The sequence below is a fragment of the Mycoplasmoides gallisepticum genome (assembly GCF_900476085.1).
Lineage (GTDB): Bacteria > Bacillota_I > Bacilli_A > Mycoplasmatales > Mycoplasmoidaceae > Mycoplasmoides > Mycoplasmoides gallisepticum.
On sequence record NZ_LS991952.1, the window covers coordinates 658,362 to 680,216 of the forward strand.

The 21,855-nt window shown below is 32.7% G+C and carries 17 protein-coding genes and 2 tRNA genes; 3 read left to right on the forward strand and 16 right to left on the reverse strand.

Annotation, left to right across the window (positions count from 1 at the left end):
- Positions 1 to 12: 12 nt before the first annotated feature.
- Positions 13 to 864 carry an MPN551 family DNA-binding protein gene (locus D2833_RS02785; protein ID WP_036447267.1) on the reverse strand — a complete coding sequence of 284 codons (852 nt, stop codon included), beginning with the start codon at positions 862 to 864 and terminating at the stop codon, positions 13 to 15.
- 33 nt (positions 865 to 897) lie between these two features.
- Here D2833_RS02785 and D2833_RS02790 point away from each other — a divergent pair, with 33 nt between their 5' ends.
- Together D2833_RS02790 and D2833_RS02795 are read left to right on the forward strand one after the other, a co-directional pair.
- On the forward strand, positions 898 to 1,416 hold the full coding sequence (locus D2833_RS02790) for a hypothetical protein (RefSeq protein WP_011113751.1): 519 nt from the start codon (positions 898 to 900) through the stop codon (positions 1,414 to 1,416).
- 49 nt (positions 1,417 to 1,465) lie between these two features.
- A tRNA-Arg gene (locus D2833_RS02795) sits at positions 1,466 to 1,542 on the forward strand.
- A gap of 219 nt (positions 1,543 to 1,761) precedes the next feature.
- Here D2833_RS02795 and D2833_RS02800 read toward each other — a convergent pair.
- The 4 genes from D2833_RS02800 to D2833_RS02815 form a co-directional block, all read right to left on the reverse strand.
- Positions 1,762 to 7,581, reverse strand: a complete 5,820-nt coding sequence (locus D2833_RS02800) for an EAGR box-containing protein (RefSeq protein WP_231992400.1) — start codon at positions 7,579 to 7,581, stop codon at positions 1,762 to 1,764.
- A gap of 155 nt (positions 7,582 to 7,736) precedes the next feature.
- Positions 7,737 to 9,107, reverse strand: coding sequence for a DEAD/DEAH box helicase (locus D2833_RS02805; RefSeq protein WP_011113753.1), 1,371 nt, complete (start codon positions 9,105 to 9,107; stop codon positions 7,737 to 7,739).
- Between the two features lie 84 nt (positions 9,108 to 9,191).
- Positions 9,192 to 10,619: a phosphopyruvate hydratase gene (gene eno, locus D2833_RS02810; protein WP_011113754.1), complete on the reverse strand. Its 1,428-nt coding sequence runs from the start codon at positions 10,617 to 10,619 to the stop codon at positions 9,192 to 9,194.
- A 222-nt stretch (positions 10,620 to 10,841) separates the two neighbouring features.
- The gene (locus D2833_RS02815) at positions 10,842 to 12,221 is read right to left on the reverse strand and encodes a hypothetical protein (RefSeq protein ID WP_117274055.1); all 1,380 of its coding nucleotides are present in this window, start codon (positions 12,219 to 12,221) and stop codon (positions 10,842 to 10,844) included.
- A gap of 30 nt (positions 12,222 to 12,251) precedes the next feature.
- Between D2833_RS02815 and D2833_RS02820 the strand changes: the two genes are divergently transcribed.
- Entirely contained in the window at positions 12,252 to 12,692 is a 441-nt protein-coding gene (locus tag D2833_RS02820; RefSeq protein WP_011113756.1) for an HIT family protein, read from the forward strand.
- Here the strand turns inward: D2833_RS02820 and D2833_RS02825 are convergent.
- From D2833_RS02825 to D2833_RS02870, 11 genes are all read right to left on the reverse strand, one after another.
- Positions 12,689 to 13,345, reverse strand: a complete 657-nt coding sequence (locus D2833_RS02825) for a DUF5453 family protein (RefSeq protein WP_011113757.1) — start codon at positions 13,343 to 13,345, stop codon at positions 12,689 to 12,691. The two genes, D2833_RS02820 and D2833_RS02825, sit on opposite strands and share 4 nt — an antisense overlap.
- Positions 13,346 to 13,348: 3 nt before the next feature.
- The gene (locus tag D2833_RS02830) at positions 13,349 to 13,741 is read right to left on the reverse strand and encodes a transcription antitermination factor NusB (protein ID WP_011113758.1); all 393 of its coding nucleotides are present in this window, start codon (positions 13,739 to 13,741) and stop codon (positions 13,349 to 13,351) included.
- Positions 13,741 to 14,061, reverse strand: coding sequence for a hypothetical protein (locus D2833_RS02835; RefSeq protein WP_225306271.1), 321 nt, complete (start codon positions 14,059 to 14,061; stop codon positions 13,741 to 13,743). Before D2833_RS02835 ends, D2833_RS02830 begins: the two co-directional genes overlap by 1 nt.
- A complete protein-coding gene (efp, locus tag D2833_RS02840; protein ID WP_011113760.1) occupies positions 14,042 to 14,608 on the reverse strand; it encodes an elongation factor P in 567 nt (188 codons plus the stop codon). Before efp ends, D2833_RS02835 begins: the two co-directional genes overlap by 20 nt.
- 689 nt (positions 14,609 to 15,297) lie before the next feature.
- Positions 15,298 to 15,385: transfer RNA gene (locus D2833_RS02845), tRNA-Ser, on the reverse strand.
- 28 nt (positions 15,386 to 15,413) lie between these two features.
- Positions 15,414 to 15,962: a hypothetical protein gene (locus tag D2833_RS02850; RefSeq protein WP_011113761.1), complete on the reverse strand. Its 549-nt coding sequence runs from the start codon at positions 15,960 to 15,962 to the stop codon at positions 15,414 to 15,416.
- Complete coding sequence (locus D2833_RS04415) at positions 15,941 to 16,717, reverse strand: ATP-binding cassette domain-containing protein (RefSeq protein ID WP_408633948.1); 777 nt, start codon at positions 16,715 to 16,717, stop codon at positions 15,941 to 15,943. Before D2833_RS04415 ends, D2833_RS02850 begins: the two co-directional genes overlap by 22 nt.
- Before the next feature lie 329 nt (positions 16,718 to 17,046).
- On the reverse strand, positions 17,047 to 18,435 hold the full coding sequence (locus D2833_RS04420; protein ID WP_408633949.1) for an ATP-binding cassette domain-containing protein: 1,389 nt from the start codon (positions 18,433 to 18,435) through the stop codon (positions 17,047 to 17,049).
- Positions 18,428 to 19,759, reverse strand: a complete 1,332-nt coding sequence (locus D2833_RS02860) for an ABC transporter ATP-binding protein (RefSeq protein ID WP_011113763.1) — start codon at positions 19,757 to 19,759, stop codon at positions 18,428 to 18,430. Before D2833_RS02860 ends, D2833_RS04420 begins: the two co-directional genes overlap by 8 nt.
- Positions 19,759 to 20,898: an ABC transporter permease gene (locus D2833_RS02865; protein WP_011113764.1), complete on the reverse strand. Its 1,140-nt coding sequence runs from the start codon at positions 20,896 to 20,898 to the stop codon at positions 19,759 to 19,761. The genes D2833_RS02860 and D2833_RS02865 overlap by 1 nt, the downstream gene beginning before the upstream one ends.
- Before the next feature lie 4 nt (positions 20,899 to 20,902).
- A complete protein-coding gene (locus D2833_RS02870; protein ID WP_231992401.1) occupies positions 20,903 to 21,826 on the reverse strand; it encodes an ABC transporter permease in 924 nt (307 codons plus the stop codon).
- Positions 21,827 to 21,855 lie beyond the last annotated feature (29 nt).

Genomic DNA, 21,855 nt, shown 5'->3' on the forward strand with positions numbered 1-21,855 from the left:
AGATTTTAGCGATTAAATAATTTTATGTAATTTCAAAAACTCTAGATCAGATCTTGTCATCTTTGGACTAATCCCTTTAATGATGTGGTCTTGATATCATTGGGTTGCTTGTTCAATGTATGGCTCAATACTTGATTTTTCGACTTTCATGTCAACAACATCGATTAAGCGTTGACTTAAATCGATTGCTTCTGGGTTCTGGTAATCTTCTGGTCGTAAGAAGATAACCCCAAACCGACCATACTTTGCATTTCTTAGATAAAGATAAAGTGAAAGTTGCAACACATACTCCTTTTTTACTTTAATCTGCTTATTTTCATCATATCATTCAAAGTATTTTTCACGCTTAGCTTTAACGATCGGTAAACCCGATTGATCAACCATCATTCTTAATAAGCCATCAACTTTTTTATAACTCAACTTATCGATCGAGGTGGTTTTAATCTCCAACATTGGGTGATTCTCATCATATAAAAGATTACCATCTTGATCAACTGGTTCACCATCGGGAATCCCCCCAAAGATCTGATTATCTTTAAAAAGATCAAAGCCAACTTTGATCGGGTCATAAGTCTTATAGTTGATCTTGAACTTATTCATAATGTACTCTCTAACTTTTGGCTCAATCACAACCCCAGCCTTAGATAAAATTGGGTCCATTGTTTCATAATAAAGGTTAACCATCTTCAACCACTCGATAAATGGGGTGTTGAACTCATTAATCCCTAAAACATTGGGAAAGCGACTTCCTGTGATTTTTTTAAACTTACTGCCATACTCCTGTTTGTATTTCTCAGATAGAACTAATTGGTTATCAACGATCTTAAAACAATCTGAGAGATTTAAATCTTTCTTAAAAGGCATATTTTTATTTATTAAAATTATTATATAAAAACCATGTTTAATAAAAGATATGTAATTAATCAACATTTAGAGCTAAAAAAGATTGATAATTACCAAATTAATGAGCTATACGATTTTTTAAATAGCTTAAATAACGAACACCATTTAGGGTTTAGCAAAAGCGAAGTTGATTTAGTTAATTTAGAAGAATATATCGTTTTAGCTAAAAAAAGATGGACTGAAAAAAGTTCTTACTTTTTTGTTATCTACCTAGATAAACAGATCTTTGGTTTAATAAAGATCAATGTCGATAAAACTAACGGTCAGATTAAATACTTATTACAAACTTATGATCCCAAGATCATAGAACAACTAATTGATTTCTTTATTAGGGTAGCACAATCAACTAACCTAAAATGGTTGTATCTCAAAGTTGAACAAGATAATAATCAATTAGATCAGATCTTAAATTCTGTTTGCATGTATAAGCTTAATTCGTTGGAGTTAAAAGAGATCAATATTGTTAGATCTAATACCAAACTAATTGACAACTATTGAGCAAAACGTGTTTAAATATATTTTTATATTTAAATTTATTTTATAATACTACCGAGTTATTAATGCGCCCATAGTTCAATTGGATAGAACATCTGACTTCGGATCAGACGGTTATAGGTTCAAGTCCTATTGGGCGCGCCATTAACTTAACACTAATAAACTAACTAACTTAGAACGCCAAGTAATTTATTACTTGGTATTTTTTTGTTCAAGTGAACTTAACAAGAATTTAGGTTCAATTTTTTTGTTTAGTTCTTAATTAAATGGTTTAAATTGTTAAGTCATATATTGTCAAGAAAATAAAAAAAACAATAATTCTGCAAAAGAATTATTGTTTTTGTTTTTTAATTGGTTTGATGATTATTTATTGGCTTTTTTAGCTTTCTTGTTTTTCTTCTTACCAGAAAGTAAACCAAAGTCATCATCTAGATCTTCGTCAGATTCTTCATTTTCAAAGATTGCAGAAGCAGCATCTTCATCAAATTGTGATAATCAGTCATCAGCGTCAACTGATTCAGTATCAACACCTTTTAATGCAGGAATATCTTCTTCAACGTTAACTTCTTCTGGTTCACCTTGAACGTATACGAATCAGTTACCTTTTTCATCAAAGTCACCTTCGTATCATTCTCATTCACCATCTTCTAGGTAATAACCAAAGTTTTCATTACCGATGTAGTTATCGAAGTTGATTTCACCATTTTCATCAGCATAAATATAGTGTTCACCTTCAACCTCAACTTCTTCGATCCCTTCTGAAGCAGCTTCTTCTTGAGTTGATTCAGCTTCTTCAGATTCTTCAGAAACTGGTTCTTCATCTGCTACTGCTTCATCTTCATTCTTAATGAAGTTGTTATCTTCATCGAAGTAGCCAGCTCAAACTCATTCACCGTCTTGGTCATAATGACCATAATGTTCATCACCAACGTATTGTTCTCAGAATTCAGCTTCTTCAGCTGGTTCTTCAACAGCAGGTTCTTCTTCATGAACTTCTTCCTCAACTGCAGGTTGCGGTTCAACTTCTGGTTGTTCTTCAGCAACTGATTCTTGTTCAACTACAGGTTCTTCTTCTGCTACTGCTTCTTCATGAGCTGGTTCAACTTCTTCTTCGACAGCAGGTTCTTGGTGAACTTCTTGTTCAGATTCACTGCTACCACTAAAGTCAACGATTTCAGGTTCTGGTTGATCGTCTTCACTAATCTCTTCTAGTTCAGCTTGATCATCAAATTCAACAGCTTGAGTTGGTAAAGTTTCTTCTTCTGCTACTACTGGTTCTTCTACGTGTTCAACTTCTTCTGGTTGATCAGCTTGTTCACCATCTTCGTTTCTGAAGAAGTTGTTATCTTCATCAAAGTAACCATCTCAGATTCATTCTTCATTTTCATCGTAGTGGCCATAATCTTCGTTACCAACGTATTGTTCTCAGAATTCAACTTCTTCTGCTTCTTCTTCAGGTTGAGCTTCCACTTCTTGCAAGAATTCTTCAGCAGGTTGTTGTGCTTCAACTTCTTCGTGACTCTTAGCATTAGCACTAAAATCGATGATCTCAGGTTCTGGCTGTTCATCTTCAGTGATTTCATCTTCTTGAACAACTTCTTCAGGATATTCAGATAGATCTTCACTACTTGGAACTAAATGGTCGTCTTCTACATTTGAAGCCAATTCAACTTCTTCTGGTTGATCAAATCCTTCATCATTTCTAAAGAAGTTTTGGTTTTCATCAAAGTAACCATCTCAGATTCATTCTTCGTTTTCATCGTAGTGACCATAGTGTTCATCACCAACGTATTGTTCTCAGAATTCAACTTCTTCATCAACTGATTCAGCTTCAACTTCTGGTGCTGGGTGTTCTTCGACCACTTCTTCATGAACTGGCTCGTCAACTACTTCGTGAACTTGTTCTTGAACTGGTTGTTCTTCGAACACTTCTTCTACTTGTGGTGCTGGGTGTTCAACTGTTTCTTCATGAGTTGGTTCTTCAACAAGTTCAACTACTTCTTTAACCGGTTGTTCTTCGACAACTTCTTCAGCTTGAACTTCAACTTCTGGTGCTGGGTGTTCAACTACTTCTACAACTTCAAGAACTTCTTCGTGAACTACTTCTTGAACTGGTTGTTCTTGAACTTCAACTTCTGGTGCTGGTTGTTCAACCACCTTAACGAATTCTGGTTGTTCTTCAACTAATGGAACAACGTCAAGTTCTTCTAATTGAACTTGTTCAAATTCTACTACTGGTTCAGATAAAACAACTTCTTCGTGAGCTCGTTGTTCAATTACAACAACAGGTTCAACTTGATCTTGAGCTAAACTGAATTGACTATCAGCTAATTCAACGCTTGAAAGATCAACACTAACAACTTCGCTATCACTAGCTTGGTCTGCTAATTTAACTTCAACATTAGATAGGTCTAATTCTTGTTTAGTGAACAGATCAGGTTTACTAATCTCAACTACTGGAGTGCTGATCTCTTCACTGACAATTGCAGGGATGATCTCAGTTAAAACTAACTCTTCTTTAAAGTCAAATTGAGGTTTAGCTTGTGGTTGTTGACTGAACTGATCAGCTGAGAACTGTTCAGCTGGTAGTTCAACTTCTTTAGTATCAACAACGATCGCATCAACAGAATCAATCAGTTTGTCTTTAACAACAAACTCAACTTTTTCTTCAACTACTGATGGTTCAAACTTAAATTCAGCTGTTTTTAATGTTGGTTGAGCAAATTCAACTGGTTTTGTTGGTATTTGACTAAGCTCAGAAAGCCCACCAACGAATTGGTGAATTGATTTGTAGTTATCTTTATTTGGCTTGATGAACTTAGTTGCTTTAATTTGTTTGAACTGTTCAGCAAATTCTTGTTCTTTCAGCGCTTGTTTTTTAGCTTCTTCTTGGTTTTTAAGCGATTGTAGTTTTAACTTAAGAATCTCTTCTTTAAGTCTGATCGCTTTTTCATTTAGTGATTGTTCTCTTAGTTTTAGCGCTTCTTCCTTAGCTTGTTGTTCTCTTAAGAACTGATCACGTAGTTCTAACTCTCTTTGGATCTGTTCTTGAACTGCTTGTTGTTTAGCAGCAAGTTCACTTTCAACTTTAGCTTTTAGTAAATCTTGTTCTTTTTGTTGTTCAGCTGCTAATGATACGATCTCATCTAATAATTTGTTGTTCTTAGGTGCTTCATCTGGAACGAATTGGTCATATTCATTGAAGTAACCACTTCAAACCCAAACGTTCTTATCGTTGTAATAACCATAGTTCTTATCACCAATAAATTTAGTAAAGAACTCTTCTTCTACTTTTTCAACTACTGGTTCAGTTTTCTTAGCTTTAGGTGTGTAAGATAAGATCTCTTCTTTACTTGCTGGTTTGAAGTACTCATCTAAGTTAGCATGATCATCTAAGATTGAAGTCTTAGACACACCACTGGTTGGTTGCTTAACTTCTTCTTGAACTCTAGTTGAAACAAACTCATATTGTTCATCGAAGTAACCATCAAAGATCCAGTTACCTTTGGCATTGTAATGACCGTATTCTTCATTACCAACAAACTCTAGTCAGAACGGTGCTTGTTGAGCTGATGATCCCTCTAATACAGAAGCATCAACTATCTGATCGTCATGGATCTTAGACTTATCATAAGTTAAGATTCCTAGATCTTCATCAGTAGGTTTTTCATATTTACTCTTCTTGATCAGTTCGTTCTTAGTAGCTTTAGAACGTGCTAACTGTTCTTCTTCAACGTGGTGATCATCAGGTTGTTCTTGTTCATTAACATAAACAACTTTAGGTTTAACAGTTTTGAATCGTTTTGATTCAATCTCATATTCTAAGTTGTTTTGGTTATTTTTCTTTCAAGAATCAAATAGGGTTGAGAAGTTTGATTCAGATTGAAGGTTATCTGAGATAACTTCTAGATCAACCTTATCAGGTTTGAACTCACCATTGTCATCAAAAGTACCAGTTCAGATCCAAACACCATCGTTGTCGTAGTAACCATATTCTACGTTACCGATGTGTTTTTTGTATCTTGGATCATCCAATAACATCTTGTGTAGATCAGAGTCTGGAGTGATCTCGTTAGTTTTTAGTACTTTTGGTGCGTTAGTTTTCTTACTTACGTCTTTTTTCTTAGGGAAGCTTTGTTTTTGTTTTTCAACTAAAACTTCTTCTTCAGTCTTAAAGTCGTGAGTTGGGTCTGGGATCCAATTTAATTCTTGGTCAAACACCCCGTGTCAGATTCAAACTTTTGAACTACCTTCAAAATGACCATAAACTGGATCATCGATTAGTTCTTTTCATAACTTCTTACGTTCAGAAGCTTTAATTGATGATAAGATTACATGCTTAGTTCCATAGAACGGCACTTCTTCATCACTAGTGAAGGGAATTCACTTTTGTAGTTTTGAGAATTTCCCTTTTCAGTTTCAAGTTTTATTATTATAAAACCCGTATTCAGAATTACCAACATAAGCTTCTCAGAATCTTCTTGCTGGATCACTCTTTTGTTTGTCACCAAACATCTTGTCCATTACTTTGGTTGGAACGATACTATTCTTGATCCCTTCAGGTTGTTCTTTAGCTAGATCTAATAGTTGGTTTGGTGTATAGATCTCTTGACTGTCTTCTAATCCTGGTACTTCAAGATCGATTTCTAGATCAAATTGTGCGCCTTTATCTGCTACTGGTTCTTCACTTTTCACATCTTCTGGTGCAACTGGTAGTTCGTATTTAATCTGAGGTTGGATCGTATTAGTGATATCATCATCTAATAAACTTAGATCTAGTTGATCATCAAGACTAGTCGCATCAAACTCTTCAAAAGCAGCTAGCTCTTGATCTAAGTTTTCTGTATTGATCAGATCATCAGCTTCAAGTGATAAGATATCAACTACTGGATCATCTGATTCAATATCATAAATATTAGTTATTACTTCAACTTCAGCTGGTTTTTGAACTACTTTAGCAACCACTTCAACTTCAGGTTTAGCTTCTTGTGAACTGGTATCAGCTACAACTGATTCAAAATTGTGTTGTGTTGTTGGTAAGAAATCTTCAGTACTTAATCTTGCTTCACCAATTAAAGCAGTAGTTTTTTCTTCAGTTAATTCGATTACTTTAGTTTGTAATCGTTCGATCATTTCGTTTTGTTTAGAAACGATACGAAGCTGTTCTTTCATTCTCTTATTGAAAGAACTAATAATATGACTTAACTCTGATTGTTTTTTGTTAACAACAACTAGATCGTTCTGATTTGGAGTGATCACGTTGTAATTATTAACAGGAACTAATTCAGTCGTAGTTGCAAAAGGATCGAAGTCTAGAAGTTGTTCTGTGTAGCTATTTTGTTGGGGAAATAACTCTTTTTGTTGTTGGTTAAAATAAGGGGGTTGTTGATTTAAATACGGTGGTTGTTGGTAAGGATTTGCATTAGGTCTAGCAAATCCAGGGTGCATTGGCGGGTAGTAATATGGCGGAACGAAATATGGATTAAAATAAGGATTAAATGGTGGACGACCATAAAGGTTCATTGGACGAACATAACCCTTAGGGATGTACATTCTTGATGGGATTGGTTGGTTGAAACGTTCGTTACTAAAACGATCAAGATTGTTATTTAGTGGGCTTGCTAATTTTTGCTTACTTGGTTTATTAACCTTATTTGATTTGTTTAAATCAAAATTTAATGATGAACTATCAACATCAAAATCTGGTAGGTCATCATAATGATTAGCTTCTACTACATGATTGAAGCTTGGATGATATTGGTTTCTAACAACGAACTCACCTTCTTCTTCTTTTTTGTTATCGTGTTTCATTTCATTTGAAATCACTACATTTTTCTTATCGATATCTTTCATTTCTTTAAAGTGATCGCTATAACTTTCGTCCTTCATTTCTTTAGTGTAGTCTAAAGCAGATTCAGCATAAAATGCTTCAGCTTTAATCTCATCCTTAATTGCTTCTTTATCTTTGATCGTATCAATAGATGTCTTTTTAGCCAATAGTTCAAAATCATCTTTTTTAGATTCTAGATACTTCTTATAATAGTCAGAATAATTTAAAGATTCTAACCCCTTTTTAGAAACTTTTTTCTTACTATTACCATCTAATGAAATAGAAGCTGGCTCATTGTCATGAGCGCTTTTATTCTTAATAGATTTTTTTTCAGGTTTTTTCTTTTCAACCATATTTCTCAAATGTTATAAATAAATGATTATTAAAAACAATGATCAGAACAAATATTCTGAATCAATAATTCAAATATATTTTAAATTAAAAAACTTTTTAAAACCGTTATTTTCTTCTGTTTTTGTCTCTAAAATTCTAGCTCAAAACTCAGAAACTACTCAGTTTTAAGCTTGCGATTTTTTTTCTTATAAGAACTAATTAAGCGTTGTTTAACTTTAGCTTCGATCGCTTCACGCTTTGCTTTAGATTTGATCTTGTTAATCTGTTCTTTGATCTTCTTTTTATAACCTGGTTGGACTTTTTTAGGGGCTGATCTTAAGACTTTTTTGATTTCGTTAGTCAGATGATCATCAACCCTTTTTTTATGTTCAGGTTTAACTAGTTGATATCTGGTTAAAGATAGATCACGATTAATCTTTAACGGGATAAAAACTAGTTTTTTATTTTCTAGCCGTTTTAAGATTGCTTCATCATCTGGATCATAAAAGACATAAGATTCACCTTCTTGATCGCCCCTAGCAGTTCGTCCTGAACGGTGGATATATCAGATATCATCTTTAGGTAAGTTTCATGAAATAACATGTGAAACTGCCTTGAAATCAATCCCCCGAGATGAAAGATCAGAAACGATCGCATATTTAACTTGATTGTTTTTGATCAGATCAAATTGTTGTTTTCTTACTCTTTTATCTAGTTTTCCGTGTAAAGTAGCAAAACCAATCTGGTTTTGTTCAAATCAGTTTTGTATTGGGGGAATATCTTTAATCTTATTAACAAAGATTAAACACAGATAAGGATCAATATTTTTAATTACTGCATGCAAAGAATCTAATTTGTCTAAACTCTTGTTTTTGATCAGATAGTGTTTAATCTTTTCATTCACCCAGATTGAATCTGAAACATTAATCGGAGTGGCATTTTTAATAAAGCGCTTAATCTTGTTGATCGCATCAAGGTGTAATGTTGCACTAAATGCTGCAATACTAACTTTTTTATTAGCATTAAAGATATATTCCTGGGTTTTAATTAGATCACTAAAAAAACCTTGGTCGATCATCATGTCGATCTCATCATAGATCAAGTACTTAGTTGATTTTAAGTTTCAATTAACAGCGTGATCGATCGCTTGATTAAAGCGACTTGGAGTCGAGATTAAGATATGTGGCGGGTTGTTTTTAATACTAATAATCTGTTCATCAAATTGTGTGCTCCCAACAAATGATTTGATTCTGATCGCTTTGTTTGTTTTTACAAAGTTGGCTAAAACACTCTTAATTTGATTAGCTAATTCTCTAGTTGGCACGATAATTACGGCTTGAATCAGATTTTGGGCAAAATCTAGATTTTGTAAGATTGGCAATAAAAATGCCAATGTTTTACCTGTTCCAGTAGGTGCAACACCGATCAGGTTTTTTTGCTTAAGTAGTGGTGGTATTGCTTCTTTTTGAATCTTTGTTGGTTCATGAATCCCCATCGCTTTTAGGGTTTTTGCAATAAACTCTTTTCAAGGATATATCTGGTTCATAATTCAGTTTCAAAATTAAAAATAAGAAGTTTTTGGATTGAACTTCTTATTTTTGTCTAAGTTAGTTATGAGTTAATTATAAAATTATTTTTTTGATTTTGCTTTTGTTGTTTTTTTAGCTGGACTCTTTTTAGGTGTTGCAGCAGGTGTGCTTAGGTTATAGAAAGTTTTACTTCCTAGATATTTAGCTTTATTACCTAATTGCATTTCAATTGCTAATAAACGGTTGTATTTAGCAATTCTTTCAGATCGTGACATTGAACCAGTCTTGATCTGACCTGTACTTAGAGCTACAGCTAAATCAGCAATGAAAGCATCTTCAGTTTCACCTGAACGGTGAGAAACTACAGCCGTTCAGTTTGCTTTTTTAGCAATATTAATTGTTTGGATCGTTTCAGTTAATGTTCCGATTTGGTTTAACTTAATTAATACTGAGTTAGTCGCTGATAATGAAACACCCTTAGAAGTTAATTCAGGGTTTGTACAGTAAGTGTCATCACCAACGATCTGTACTTTCTTACCGATCTTTTTAGTTAGTGATTCCATCCCTTTTCAGTCGTTTTCATCTAAACCATCTTCGATTGAAACGATTGGATATTTCTTAGTTAAATCTTCTAAGTAACTAATTAATTGTTCAGTTGTTTTAGTACCTTTTTCTTCAGAAAGAATTCCAGCTTTTACTGCTTTTTTAAAGACATAAGCTTGCTTTTCTTTGCTGTAGAATTCACTAGCTGCACAGTCAAGTGCAAACGCAACATCCTTACCTAAAGCATACCCAGCATCAACAACTGCTTGACTCATTAAATCAAGTGCTTCTTCAGCTGATTTTAAGTTAGGCGCAAAACCACCTTCATCACCTTTGTTAGTGTTAAACTTCTTAGCTTTAAGTAGTTTTTGTAGTGAGTGGAACACTTCACTAGCCATTTGTAACGCTTTAGCCATCGTTTTTGCACCAACTGGCATAATCATGAACTCTTGGAAGTCGATTGTGTTATCAGCGTGAGCTCCACCGTTAATTACGTTTAACATAGGAACTGGTAAGATGAAATCAGCACCCTTAACTTTTGCCACTTTCTTAGCAATGTATTGATATAAAGGTAGATTTAATGATTTAGCAGCTGCTCTACATACAGCCATTGATACTGCTAAGATTGCATTTGCACCTAATTTAGCTTTAGTCTTAGTACCGTCTAATTCAATCATGAACTCATCGATCTGAGTTTGTAAAGTAGCATCAACACCTAAGATTTTTGGACCAATCTTTTTGTTAATATTATTAACAGCTTTAGTTACACCTTTACCATGATATTTAGTGCCACCATCTCTTAATTCTAAAGCTTCCTTTTCACCAGTTGAAGCACCAGATGAAACCATTGATAATCCTTTAGATCCGTCGTTTAAAACAACTTCACAAGCAACTGTAGGAAAACCTCTTGAATCAAATGCTTGGTATGCAAAAACACTCTTTATTTCTAATTTATTGTTTTTGCTAGTACTGTTTGTCTTTGCCATTTTATTTTCTTCTTTTTGTTATTTTTTATTGAAATGATTTCTTTATTTATTTTATAAAAATAAAAACAAATCTATAAAGATATTCGCAAGTTTTTTTCTTGTGGTATTTAAATAAACCAGAAAAGTTTTTTTTAGTTGATAAAACGATCTATAAAAATATAAATCTGATCAGTAGAAACTTTTCGGTCTACTGATCAGATTAGCTTTTTTTATTACCTAAATTTATTCCTTAGAATCTTTAATTTTCTTAAATAAGTTCTTTAATTCTTCTTTTTGTTTTTCTGCTTGGTTAATTGATTTAACCCCAATCCCATAATCTTCTTGTTTAGGGGTATTATTCTCATCAACTGAACTTGTTTCTTTTTGATTATTAATCTCGTTAGTTGCTCATAATGGTGATTTAAACTTAAAGATATTTTTATATAGATCAGCTGGACTAACATTAGTTGTTGATGTCGAACTAGTTTGGTTAACTTCTTGTTCAACTGGTCCTGTTTGATTATTAACAGTCTCAGTTTTAGTGTAACTGTTCATCTTTTTAAAGATATCTTTTAATGAACTAGTTGGATTTTGATTATTATTAACTTGAGTTTCTTGAGTTGGATTAGCTTGTTGGGTATTTCAAACGTATTCTGTAGTTTGTTGAGCCTTAACTGTAGAATCATCTACTTGGTTAGTTCGAATATTTGGCTCAACTGATTGGGTTTGGGTAGCTGATTTATTAAAAGGTTGCTTATTAAACTTTTTAAATAAATCATTAAGATCAGCTTCTTGGTTGATCTTAGTTGTTTGAGTTGGTTCAACTTTAACTTCTTCTTTAATCGGTTCAGCTTCAACATTAATCTTGGTTGAAACTTGAACTTTTTCTTCTAGTTTTGTTTGCGCATTTAATTTAATGATCGCTCTTCTTAACTTATCTAGTGAACTAAAATAATTGTATTGCACACTAAACACACTATAAACTAAGAATGAAGCGATCAACAGAATTAGTGCCAAACAAAATGAGATCCCTAAGATCGCACTAATCAACGTTTTCGTATTAACGATCGAATCGGGTTTAAGCATATAATCAAATGCTTGTTTTCTCTTAATCGCATTATGATAATCATTTGAATAAATAAAGAAGGTGAAATATCCAAACGAGACTAAAAAGATCGCAAAACAAGCACAGACCAAACTAATCCGGTTAATAAAATTAACCGGTTTTTTAATCTCTTTAATTGGTGTGTCTAGCTGTTTGTAGTTGTTAAAATAATAACCAAAACAGATTAAGCTAATTAAAATGACTAAACTGATTAATAATAAACTAACTAACACCTTACTAATTAATCAGTTTGTCTCAAACTGTGTTAATAATAGTTTGACAGCTTCTTGATCATCATAATCGATCTTTTGATGATAAGAAGTCCAAATAATAACAAAGACATTAACTGTTAGTAATAAACCTAAAAAAGCACTTAGAAATAAAAAAGCAAAACTGCTGGTGGCAAAACTATTTTGCTTTTTTATTAAAGAACAATGCTCTTTTACTTTAGCATTATTTAGGTTAGAAAGGTAATTCGACAATTTTGCTAAAATTACTGTACTATTATCATTAACCATATAAAATTAATATTATTATTATATTAATATTTGTTTACCAACAGTTTAGAGAAAATCAATATGACAACGACTAATTGTGTCTTTTGTAAGATTATTAATAACGAAATCCAAGCTCATGTAGTGGCGCAAAACGATTTAGCAATCGCTTTTTTAGATGCTTTTCCTGTATCAAACGGACACACCCTAGTGATTCCTAAAAAGCACCACCAAGATTTTAGTCGCACTCCTAAAGAAGAGATGCATGCTGTGACTGATCTTGCTCAAGAAGTCGTGAAGCTTTTAGATCGTTCAGATCTAAATGTTCACGGTTATAATTATTTATCTAATCAAGCATCGATTGCTGGTCAAGAAGTGTTTCACTTTCACTTACATATAATCCCTAAATATGCGACTAAAGAAGGTTTTGGGTTTAAAACTAATAAGGTCAATATCTTAGATCTTAAAGAAGTGATGAAACTAATTAAACCTTAAAGTTCATTTAATCCACCTGATGGTTTTTGATCAGCTTTTGGCCCAACTGGTTGTTCTTTAACCAGATTGTTGTTCTGATCAAATGAGATGATTACTGACTTATCATCACTATTAACTGGTTTAGGGTTTTCATCAGTATTGTTTTTTCTTTTATCTAGTGCTTGTTCAATAAACAGTCGTGCTAATCGAATAATGACAAAGTTGACGATCGTAATTGCACTAGTGATCCCAATTGAGATGTAAATTAGATTTCTTGTGATCGTGAAATTAGTTACTAAGCTGTTCGCACTAGTCAGATCTGCTTGACGATAAAAATAAACTGATAAGACTACAAACAACATCCCAAGGATGATGTTAAATAGATAAACTGAGATCCCACCGATATACATTCTGGTGTATTTTTTATCGTAATGAAATTTCTGATAAAAGAAATCCTTGATAAAAAACTTGATATCAAACCCAATAAAAGCAATCCCCAATAACCCACCAATCAGTGCGGTGATAATCATGATCTCAGGGCTTAGTGCAACTCTACTATTATCAATTGGGTTGATCTCTCGAAGTAAGATTGCATTAATACTAAAACCAATGAAAACAAATAGGTTAGCTAAAAAAGTAATGTAATGGTTTCTTCATTTTTTTCACTTCATCATAGCTTAAATCACCTTGTTTAAAATTGCACTAACCAATTTAATACTGTTAAGATCACCATACTCTTGGATGAGTTTGGTTGCTTGAGAGATTAAAATTGCCTTCTCAGTTTTTAACACTTTAGCTTCAGTAATTACCAGATTAAATAATGCTTTAATCATGTAATCAAGGCGGTTTCAACTCCAACTTTCTTTTAAGTGAGCTGAAACGATTGTGGGAACTTGATTAATCAACCCAGTTCAGTTCGTTAAAAACTCTTGATCTTTAAGATCTTCTAACTGACTGATCGCTTGATAGATCTCATCAAGATTTAGATCAAGCAATAATGCTTGATAGATAAAAGTTAAGCGATCATACCTAATCTGGTACTGCGATCTTTGGTTAGCTTGTTTTTTCATTAGAATTGTTGGATAAAATTAACAGAAGTAATCACTAAACCCAGTTCAACATTGATCGCATTAGTAATCTGTTTTGACAGATTCTTAATCAACTTATTATCATATTTCTTTTTTAGATACTTGACATAAATATTAATCTGAGCGTTCGTATCATCATAAAAATGATAAAGATCAACTTTAATTAGTTCGATCACCTTGTTATTTTCAAGATAAGTATCAATCTTATTTTTGATAAAGCTTCTAAAAGCTTTATCAGTTATCTTGATACTACCAAACTTGTTATAAAGGATACTTTTGATATTAGTTTGCTCTTGAGACATATTTACCGTCAACCGTTGATACGATTACTTTTTCTTTGGACTTAATAAACTGGGGAACTTCAATTACATAACCAGTAACTAAAGTCGCTTTTTTTAGTGCATTATTAACACTATTCCCTTGTACTGCGTCTTCAGCATAATCGATCTCAATCACAACTTGGTCAGGTAAATTTACCCCTAAGATCTCATCTTCATAACGCATGATTAATGCTTCAGTGTTCTCAGTAATGAAATTCTTTTCATACTCTAGTAACTTAGCAGGTACTTCGATCTGTTCATAAGTTTCATTGTTCATGAAAACAAAACTGTTTTGATCTTGGTAAACAAACGACATTTTTACTTTTTCAATGTTAGCTTGTTCTAGTTTCATCCCGGTTAATACTTCTGTAGTAATCGAACCAGTCCGTAAATTTTTCACTTTACATTTAACAATGCCTTCGCGCATTGCGGTTTTGTTAAATGAGTTTTCAATCACCAAATAAATTTTGCCATCTAAAGTAAATGTATGACCACTTCTAAGGTCTTTTGCGTGAATAATTGATGCCATAACAACTTATCAAATTCTAATATAATAAAAAATCTCTTTGATTATATCGGATTATTGTTTGATTGTCTCACGTTTTAAGCGAAATCTAATAATAAGAAAAAGGTTAGTCTATTGAAATTTGACCACTTATTTTTTATGAGGTGTATAAAATTAGTAGGAGGAAGAATTAACTATGCTTTTTAAAAACGAATGTAGTTGCAAATGCAAAAACAAATGCACTTGCAAAGATTGCACTTGCAAAAAATAATTGCGCAAGCAAATAATCTTATAAAAAATAAGAAGTAGTTCTAGAGGGCGCTAGAACTACTTTTATTTTTTTAGCTAGTTAATAAACAAGAGATACTAATAAAAAAAACAAAGGTTTGTTTGTCATTTTATATCAGGTAATAAACTGAATTCCAGGAAGAATTAATTATGCTTATTAACAATGAGTTGTGTTAACTTTTAATTTAAAAGTGATTACACAGCTTTTCTAAATTAAAGCAAGAGCGATCTGAATCAAAATTCATTCTTGATTTAATTATATTTATTATAAATAAAAATTAGGAAATTTGCCAAGTGGATTTGAGCAATGTGAGTATTGATTACTTGCTAGCTTAATGTTTTTTATCACAAAAAACACCTTTATAAATAATAAAAAGTAGTTCTTTAATTTAGAACTACTTTTATATTTAAAATTAACTTATTAATGGCGGAAGCAGTGGGATTCGAACCCACGCACCATTGCTGATCTAACACCTTAGCAGGGTGTCCTCTTAACCACTTGAGTATGCTCCCAATTAGATCCTAAAAATTTTAACATTTTTTAAAATAAACTAAAAGAAATTATTACTGACGCTAGAAATCAGATTGCATAGATTAAAAAGCTAATATAAAAAACTTTAAACGATGCTTTGTTTTTTTCAACTGCATAAGTTAGATAATCTTCATAGCTTTTAATGTAGTTCGTCGCATTGTTGTGGTCGTATAAAAAATCGCGTTTTTCCCGTTGTTTTTTTAAACTAAAGAACAGTTCAAGTTTTTTAAACTTAAACTTTAACATCATAAAGATCTTTTGCCGGTTAATAAAACCAACTGCATGGAATAAAAAACCGATTCCACTTGAGATCGTTGTTGCATCCAAGATTTGAGTTTTTGGTGGGACATTTCTTTTAACAATGATTAAAAGAAATAAAGCAATAACCACAATAATCAAACAAAAAGAAAAACCAAATCAGCCCCTAGGGTATTTTAGGCCTTTTTGGTTGATTGTATTGTTAATCTTATCGTCTGTTAAATCGTTCTTATTTAACGAATTAACATACTTACTTGAATAGTGGTTATAACCAGTTTTTAGCGCTTTTGATTTACCCATAAATCAAATTGCTCTTTCGTACAGAACACCTCATGATTATCAGACACTTGATAAAATGATGGTTTATTAATTACTGAATAATCTTTGTAATAGTTAAGCCCTTCATCAAATGAAGCTAGATCTAAATGGATATTAGACAGTTTAGGTGAAGCTTTCATTAATGATTTCGTGTATGGGTGGATCGGGTTTTTAAAGATCTTATCAACGTTTCCACGTTCTAGGATCTTACCGCGGTGCATAATGATCACATTCTCACAAGCATAGTTAACCATCGATAGGTCGTGGGCAATAAACAAGAAAGTTACACCACGTTTTTCAACCATCTCTTTCATGATGTTTACGATCTGTGCTTGGATCGAAACATCTAGTGCTGAGATCGGTTCATCAGCAATCACGATCTGAGGGTCTGTAATCAACGCTCTAGCAATCACCACTCTTTGACGTTGACCACCTGAAAATTCATGTGGGTATCGATAAGCATGTTCAGGTTTTAACCCAACTTGGTTTAATGCATCAAACACCTTATCACGGATTAAGATTGATCTTAATGGAAATAAGTAAATTCAATTTAATCATTTTGGCAATTTTAAGAATAAATTACGGTAAATATTCTTATCTTTAGTGGTTACTTTATGTTCAAAATCAACAGCATCCATTGATTTAAAACGTAATTTAATTGCCGCAATTAAGACCTTAAGATCTTTATTGTGTCAGTGATTAGTTCTAGCTAAATGATGGATCTTTTCTTTTACCAATTTATGGAATCGATGCTTGGTGCTTAGATAAGTTTCTTCTAGTTTTTTAACTTCTTGAGTTAAGTTATTACGGTTAGCATAGATCTCTGGTAATTTATTCTTATAATCTTGGATTGCTTGATCACGTTTGGTTTTTTTATCTAACGTAACTTTTTTAAGTTGTTCAAGCTGATTAATAGAATCAGATTTATTACTAATTTGATATGATTGGTAATTTTCACTAATCTCATGGTTTAATTGTTTGATCTCTTTTTTCAGGTTGAAAAGATCAACATTCTTTTCATTAACGATCCGTTTTGATTCTTGTTTGTGTTGATTAATCTCATTGATTAAACGTCAAAGTTTTTATAAATATCATTTTTTCATTGATCAAAACTACGATCTAAATAATTAGCATCAACAAGATAGTTATGTAAATTAATTAATGAACTGATCTGATTGATCGTTTCATTAACTTTTTTAAGATCAAGCTCACGATCAATCGAATGGAACAATCTTTTAGCTAGATCTAAATAAGTATTGGCTTGATTAGTTAACTTATGAGTTTTTAAGATATCTTGATTTAATTCAACTGAAAAGTTGATTACAATACTAACAAGTGGTTCGAAAATATCAGCAAAATGACCGTTAATTTTCTTAATTAATAGATCAAGATTCTCTTTTTCAAAAAACTTATCTTTCTTAATTAATTTAATGATATTAAGTTCAGCTTTTTTCCAATAATAATTGATTCCAGCATAAACATAATCTAATGGCTTATTGGCCATTATCATCTTGTATTTAAAACTTTTTACTTCAGATTCAACGGTTGTTAATCAACTTAATAGTTCTGAGAAATTTCTAAACAGATAAAGCTCATTAAACTCTTTAATTGTTTGTTTGTATAAAGCTTTTTTAGCTACTTTTTTCTCTTTAAGATCTAAAACAGGTTGGGAATACTTTAAGATCTTAGCTTTATTACTTTGATTAAGTTTAGCTTGATCAAATTCTAGATCGATCGGATCATATTTTTTTAGATCATAATCTAAGATGTAATCATCAATGATCTTCTTATAATCTGAGAAATATTTCTTAGATAATTCGATATTGCTTTGAACTTTTTCAGATCAATCATCTAATAAGAAAACTAGTTCTTTATAACCAGTAGTAAAATCAGATGAACTTAACTGGAAATTATTAATCTGATTAATTGCTTGCTGATATTGATCAGTTAGTTTTTGATAATAATTTCTTTGATACTGATTGGTTAGATCAAATTCTCTAGCTTGAAAAACGTAATGAAAATAAGGTTTGATATAAGTGATCTTTTGATAAAGCGCTTTGGTTTTCTTATGAATCATCTTATTAATCATAATTGGTTCAGCCACCAACTTTAACACCGTCTTAATCGGGTTAAGTGAGCTCATTGGATCTTGAAAGATCATCTGAGCATTTTGGTGTAATCACGACTTATCAGCTCGCGATAATTTCTTATTCCCAATTAAACGACCATCAAGATTAATCATCCCCCCACTAAGTTTATTTAGTCTAACTAGGGTCTTACCAATCGTTGATTTCCCACTACCAGACTCACCAATAATCCCAAAGAAGTCACCCTTATTAACTTTAAAAGAAACGTTATCAACAGCAGTAAACTGAGAACCCCTAGAGTTGAAAACTACTGATAAATTAGCGACATCTAATAATGTTTTAACTTGTTCGTCTTTTTTATTACTCATCGATCTTCTTCTCTCTAATATCAAATACGTTATAAACTACTTCAGGGGTTTTATCTTTATCATGAATATTAGCTAAATCTGATAGTGATTTCTTGTAGGTTTCAATCTTTTGTTTAACCAATTCAGGTAACTCAATCTTAGGCGCATCTGGGTGTAATAATCAAGTTGCAGCCTTATGGGTATTAGTGATCTCAATTAATGGTGGTTGGCTATTAAAATCTAACTTAATTGCGTATTCATTTCTAGCAGCAAACGCATCTCCTTTAGGTGGTGAGATTAGATTTGGAGCTGAACCTGGAATGGATCTTAGTTTACCTTCAATTCCCTCGTCGGGAATTGAAGAGATTAACGCCCACGTATAAGGGTGGCGTGGATCTAAAAAGATATCATCAATATTACCTTGTTCAACGATCTTACCCGCATACATCACATAGATATAGTCACAAAAGTTTGCCACCAATGCGATATTATGTGAGATAAAAATAACCGTAATCTTGTAGATCTGATTAATTCGTTTAATCAGATCTAATACCTTAGCTTGGATCGTTACATCAAGCGCTGTTGTTGGTTCATCTGCAATAATTAATTTTGGTCTAGAAGCAATCGCAATCCCAATCACGATTCTTTGTCTCATCCCACCTGAAAACTCATGTGGATAAGCATTGATCTTATTTTTGATATCAACAATACCAATAAATTCTAAGATCTGATAGATCTTAGTTTTAATTGATTTTGCGCTTTTTTCGTTACGATATTTATCTTTGGCTTCTTTAAGTTTAGTTAGATGATCAACTCTTAATTGTTCAAGATGTTTGAATAGTTCAGCACTATTAGAGTTGGTTTTTTCTAACTCTTGTTTTTGTTTTAGATATTGATCTTTAAGCTGTTCAACTTCTTGGCGGTACCTTCTTTTTTCAGCGATCACCAAAGCTTCTTTAATCTGTGCACCGATCTTCTTAGTTGGGTTTAGTGACATCAATGGGTCCTGAGGGATATATGTCACGTGTTCACCTCTTAAATGGCACCAATCGCGGTTTTTAATCTTAGTGATATCAATATCATAAAGATTTAAGTTATCAGCCGTAATTTTGGAATTATCATTAAACCCAATTAAGGATTTAACACAAACTGATTTCCCACTACCAGATTCACCAATAATCCCGATGATCTGACCTTCTTTAGCTGAGATTGAAACTCCCCTAACAGCTTGAAGCATCCCATCTTTAGTTTTAAAAGAAACGTTGAGATTATCAATATCAACCATATAACCTGGTTTTAGTTTCTTATTAGGATCACTGACCAAATATCGTTCTTTAAAGCGCATTATTTTCTACCTATGATTCTTGGATCGACAGCATCATTGATTGCATTAGCAATAATCTGTAATGAGATCGTAAATAATGAAAAGACGACAATCGGTGGTAAGGAGATATGTAATAGATCTGGTGACACGTTTTGATATGTTGATGATAAGATCGTTCCTAACGTAATATCTTGACTTGATTTAAGTCCTAAGAAAACTAACCCTGCATCAACAAAGATTGCCACTGGAATAAAGTTAACAAAGATCACAGCTAACCGACCAGAGATATTGGGAATAAGGTGATAAAAGATAATTCTTCACTGACTAGCTCCAAGTGTTCTAGCAGCTTGAACATACTCAGCATCCTTAGATTTAACAATATAAATTCTAGTCACTTGAGCTGGTCCAGTTCAATATAAAGCAATTAAAGCCGCATTAATTGAACCAATACTTAAGTTTCCACCAGAAGTAGATCGGGTCCTAACAAAGATCTGTGCCAAGATAATGATTAAGATGATTGAAGGTAACCCACCAATAATCTCCACGATTCGCATCATTACCGTATCAATTCATTTCCCAGCAAAACTACCAGAGATAGCACCATAAATCACCCCGATTAAGCTTGCAAACACAGCCACAACTAGTGCTGATTGTAATGAAGCTGCCATCGCTTGTCACAGATTAGTCCAAACATCCACCCCACCTTGAGTTGTTCCCAAGATCGGATAAACGTTTCTTAACTCTTCTAACATATATGGGTGAAACCTAATTAAAACGGTATTATTACCCATATCAGTTTCACTTACAATCGTCCCATCATAAATAAATAAGAGATCTCTTGGGATGATTAGATCTTTGGTGGGATTAGTTCCAAAGATCCTAGGTGGTAAGTTGAAATAGATCTCATCAATTCCCAGGGGTTGGGTCGCACTGTATTGTGACACTAGTGGTGCAATAATTGATAATAGAACGATGATAATTAATAAAACACTAAAAACTCCAGCAGCTGTGTTTTTAAAAAACCGTTTGATAATCTCAACAATATAGTTAGTTGGTTTACCGATCACCAAACTTTGTTTACTTAATTGTTCGTTAGCATCCACTCGATCAAACAGTTCTTTCTCAAATTGATAGTTCTTACTTAATTCTGATATTGTCATCTGTTTAACCTAGTGCTTTCTCTAACTTATACAGCCTACCTTCAAGAATTAAGTATTCGATATTAGTTGGCAAGCCAAATTTCTTATCAACCACAACTTTGTGTTTAGATAGATCATTATTATCTTTAATTGAATCAATTAAAGATTGATCCTTATCTTTTGATAAGACATAAGCGTTGGTTTCATTAACCAAGGCTCATAGTTTTTTGGTTTTGTTTCTAACAATACTATTGTGGATCCAACGAATGAAGATAAACGAATTAGCTTCAGCTAACCGGATTCTTGGATCTACTAATGTGTAGATGAAATCTAATAAGATCTGTAACAAGAACCCAAGTGAAGAAAAGAACAACACTTGGAAAGCTAACATATTAACTTCGTTTCTTTGGATTGCAGCAACTAATAAGGATGCTGTCCCTGGAACACTGAAGAACGTTTCAATAATAAATGAAGATGAGATTAATCCCAAGATTGAAGGAACAATGATCGACAAGATTGGGATTGAAGCATTTCTAAAAGCATGCTTAAAGATGATTGCAGACTCACTTAACCCTTTTGATCTGGCAGTTTTGATGTAGTCTTGTTGTAAGACTTCAACCATCTCATTTCTCATGTAATAAGTCATGCTTGAAAACCCACCCAAACTTAACGATAAGATCGGTAAGGTTAATGAAGCAATAAACCGCCCAACCGTATAACCATTTGATCCAGGTGCGACATATCTTGTTGGAACCCCGGTGTTTCTAAAAATAATTAATAGAACGATCGCGATCACAAAGCTTGGCACAGAGACAAAGACCACAGATAAAGTACTAAGGGTTGTATCAAGCGCTTTACCGCGATACACAGCTGACAACACCCCAAAACTAACCCCTAAGATAATTGAGATTACAAATGATATTGCAGTTATCAACAGTGTATTAGGCACAGTTTCAAAAAACCATTGCCCAATATTAA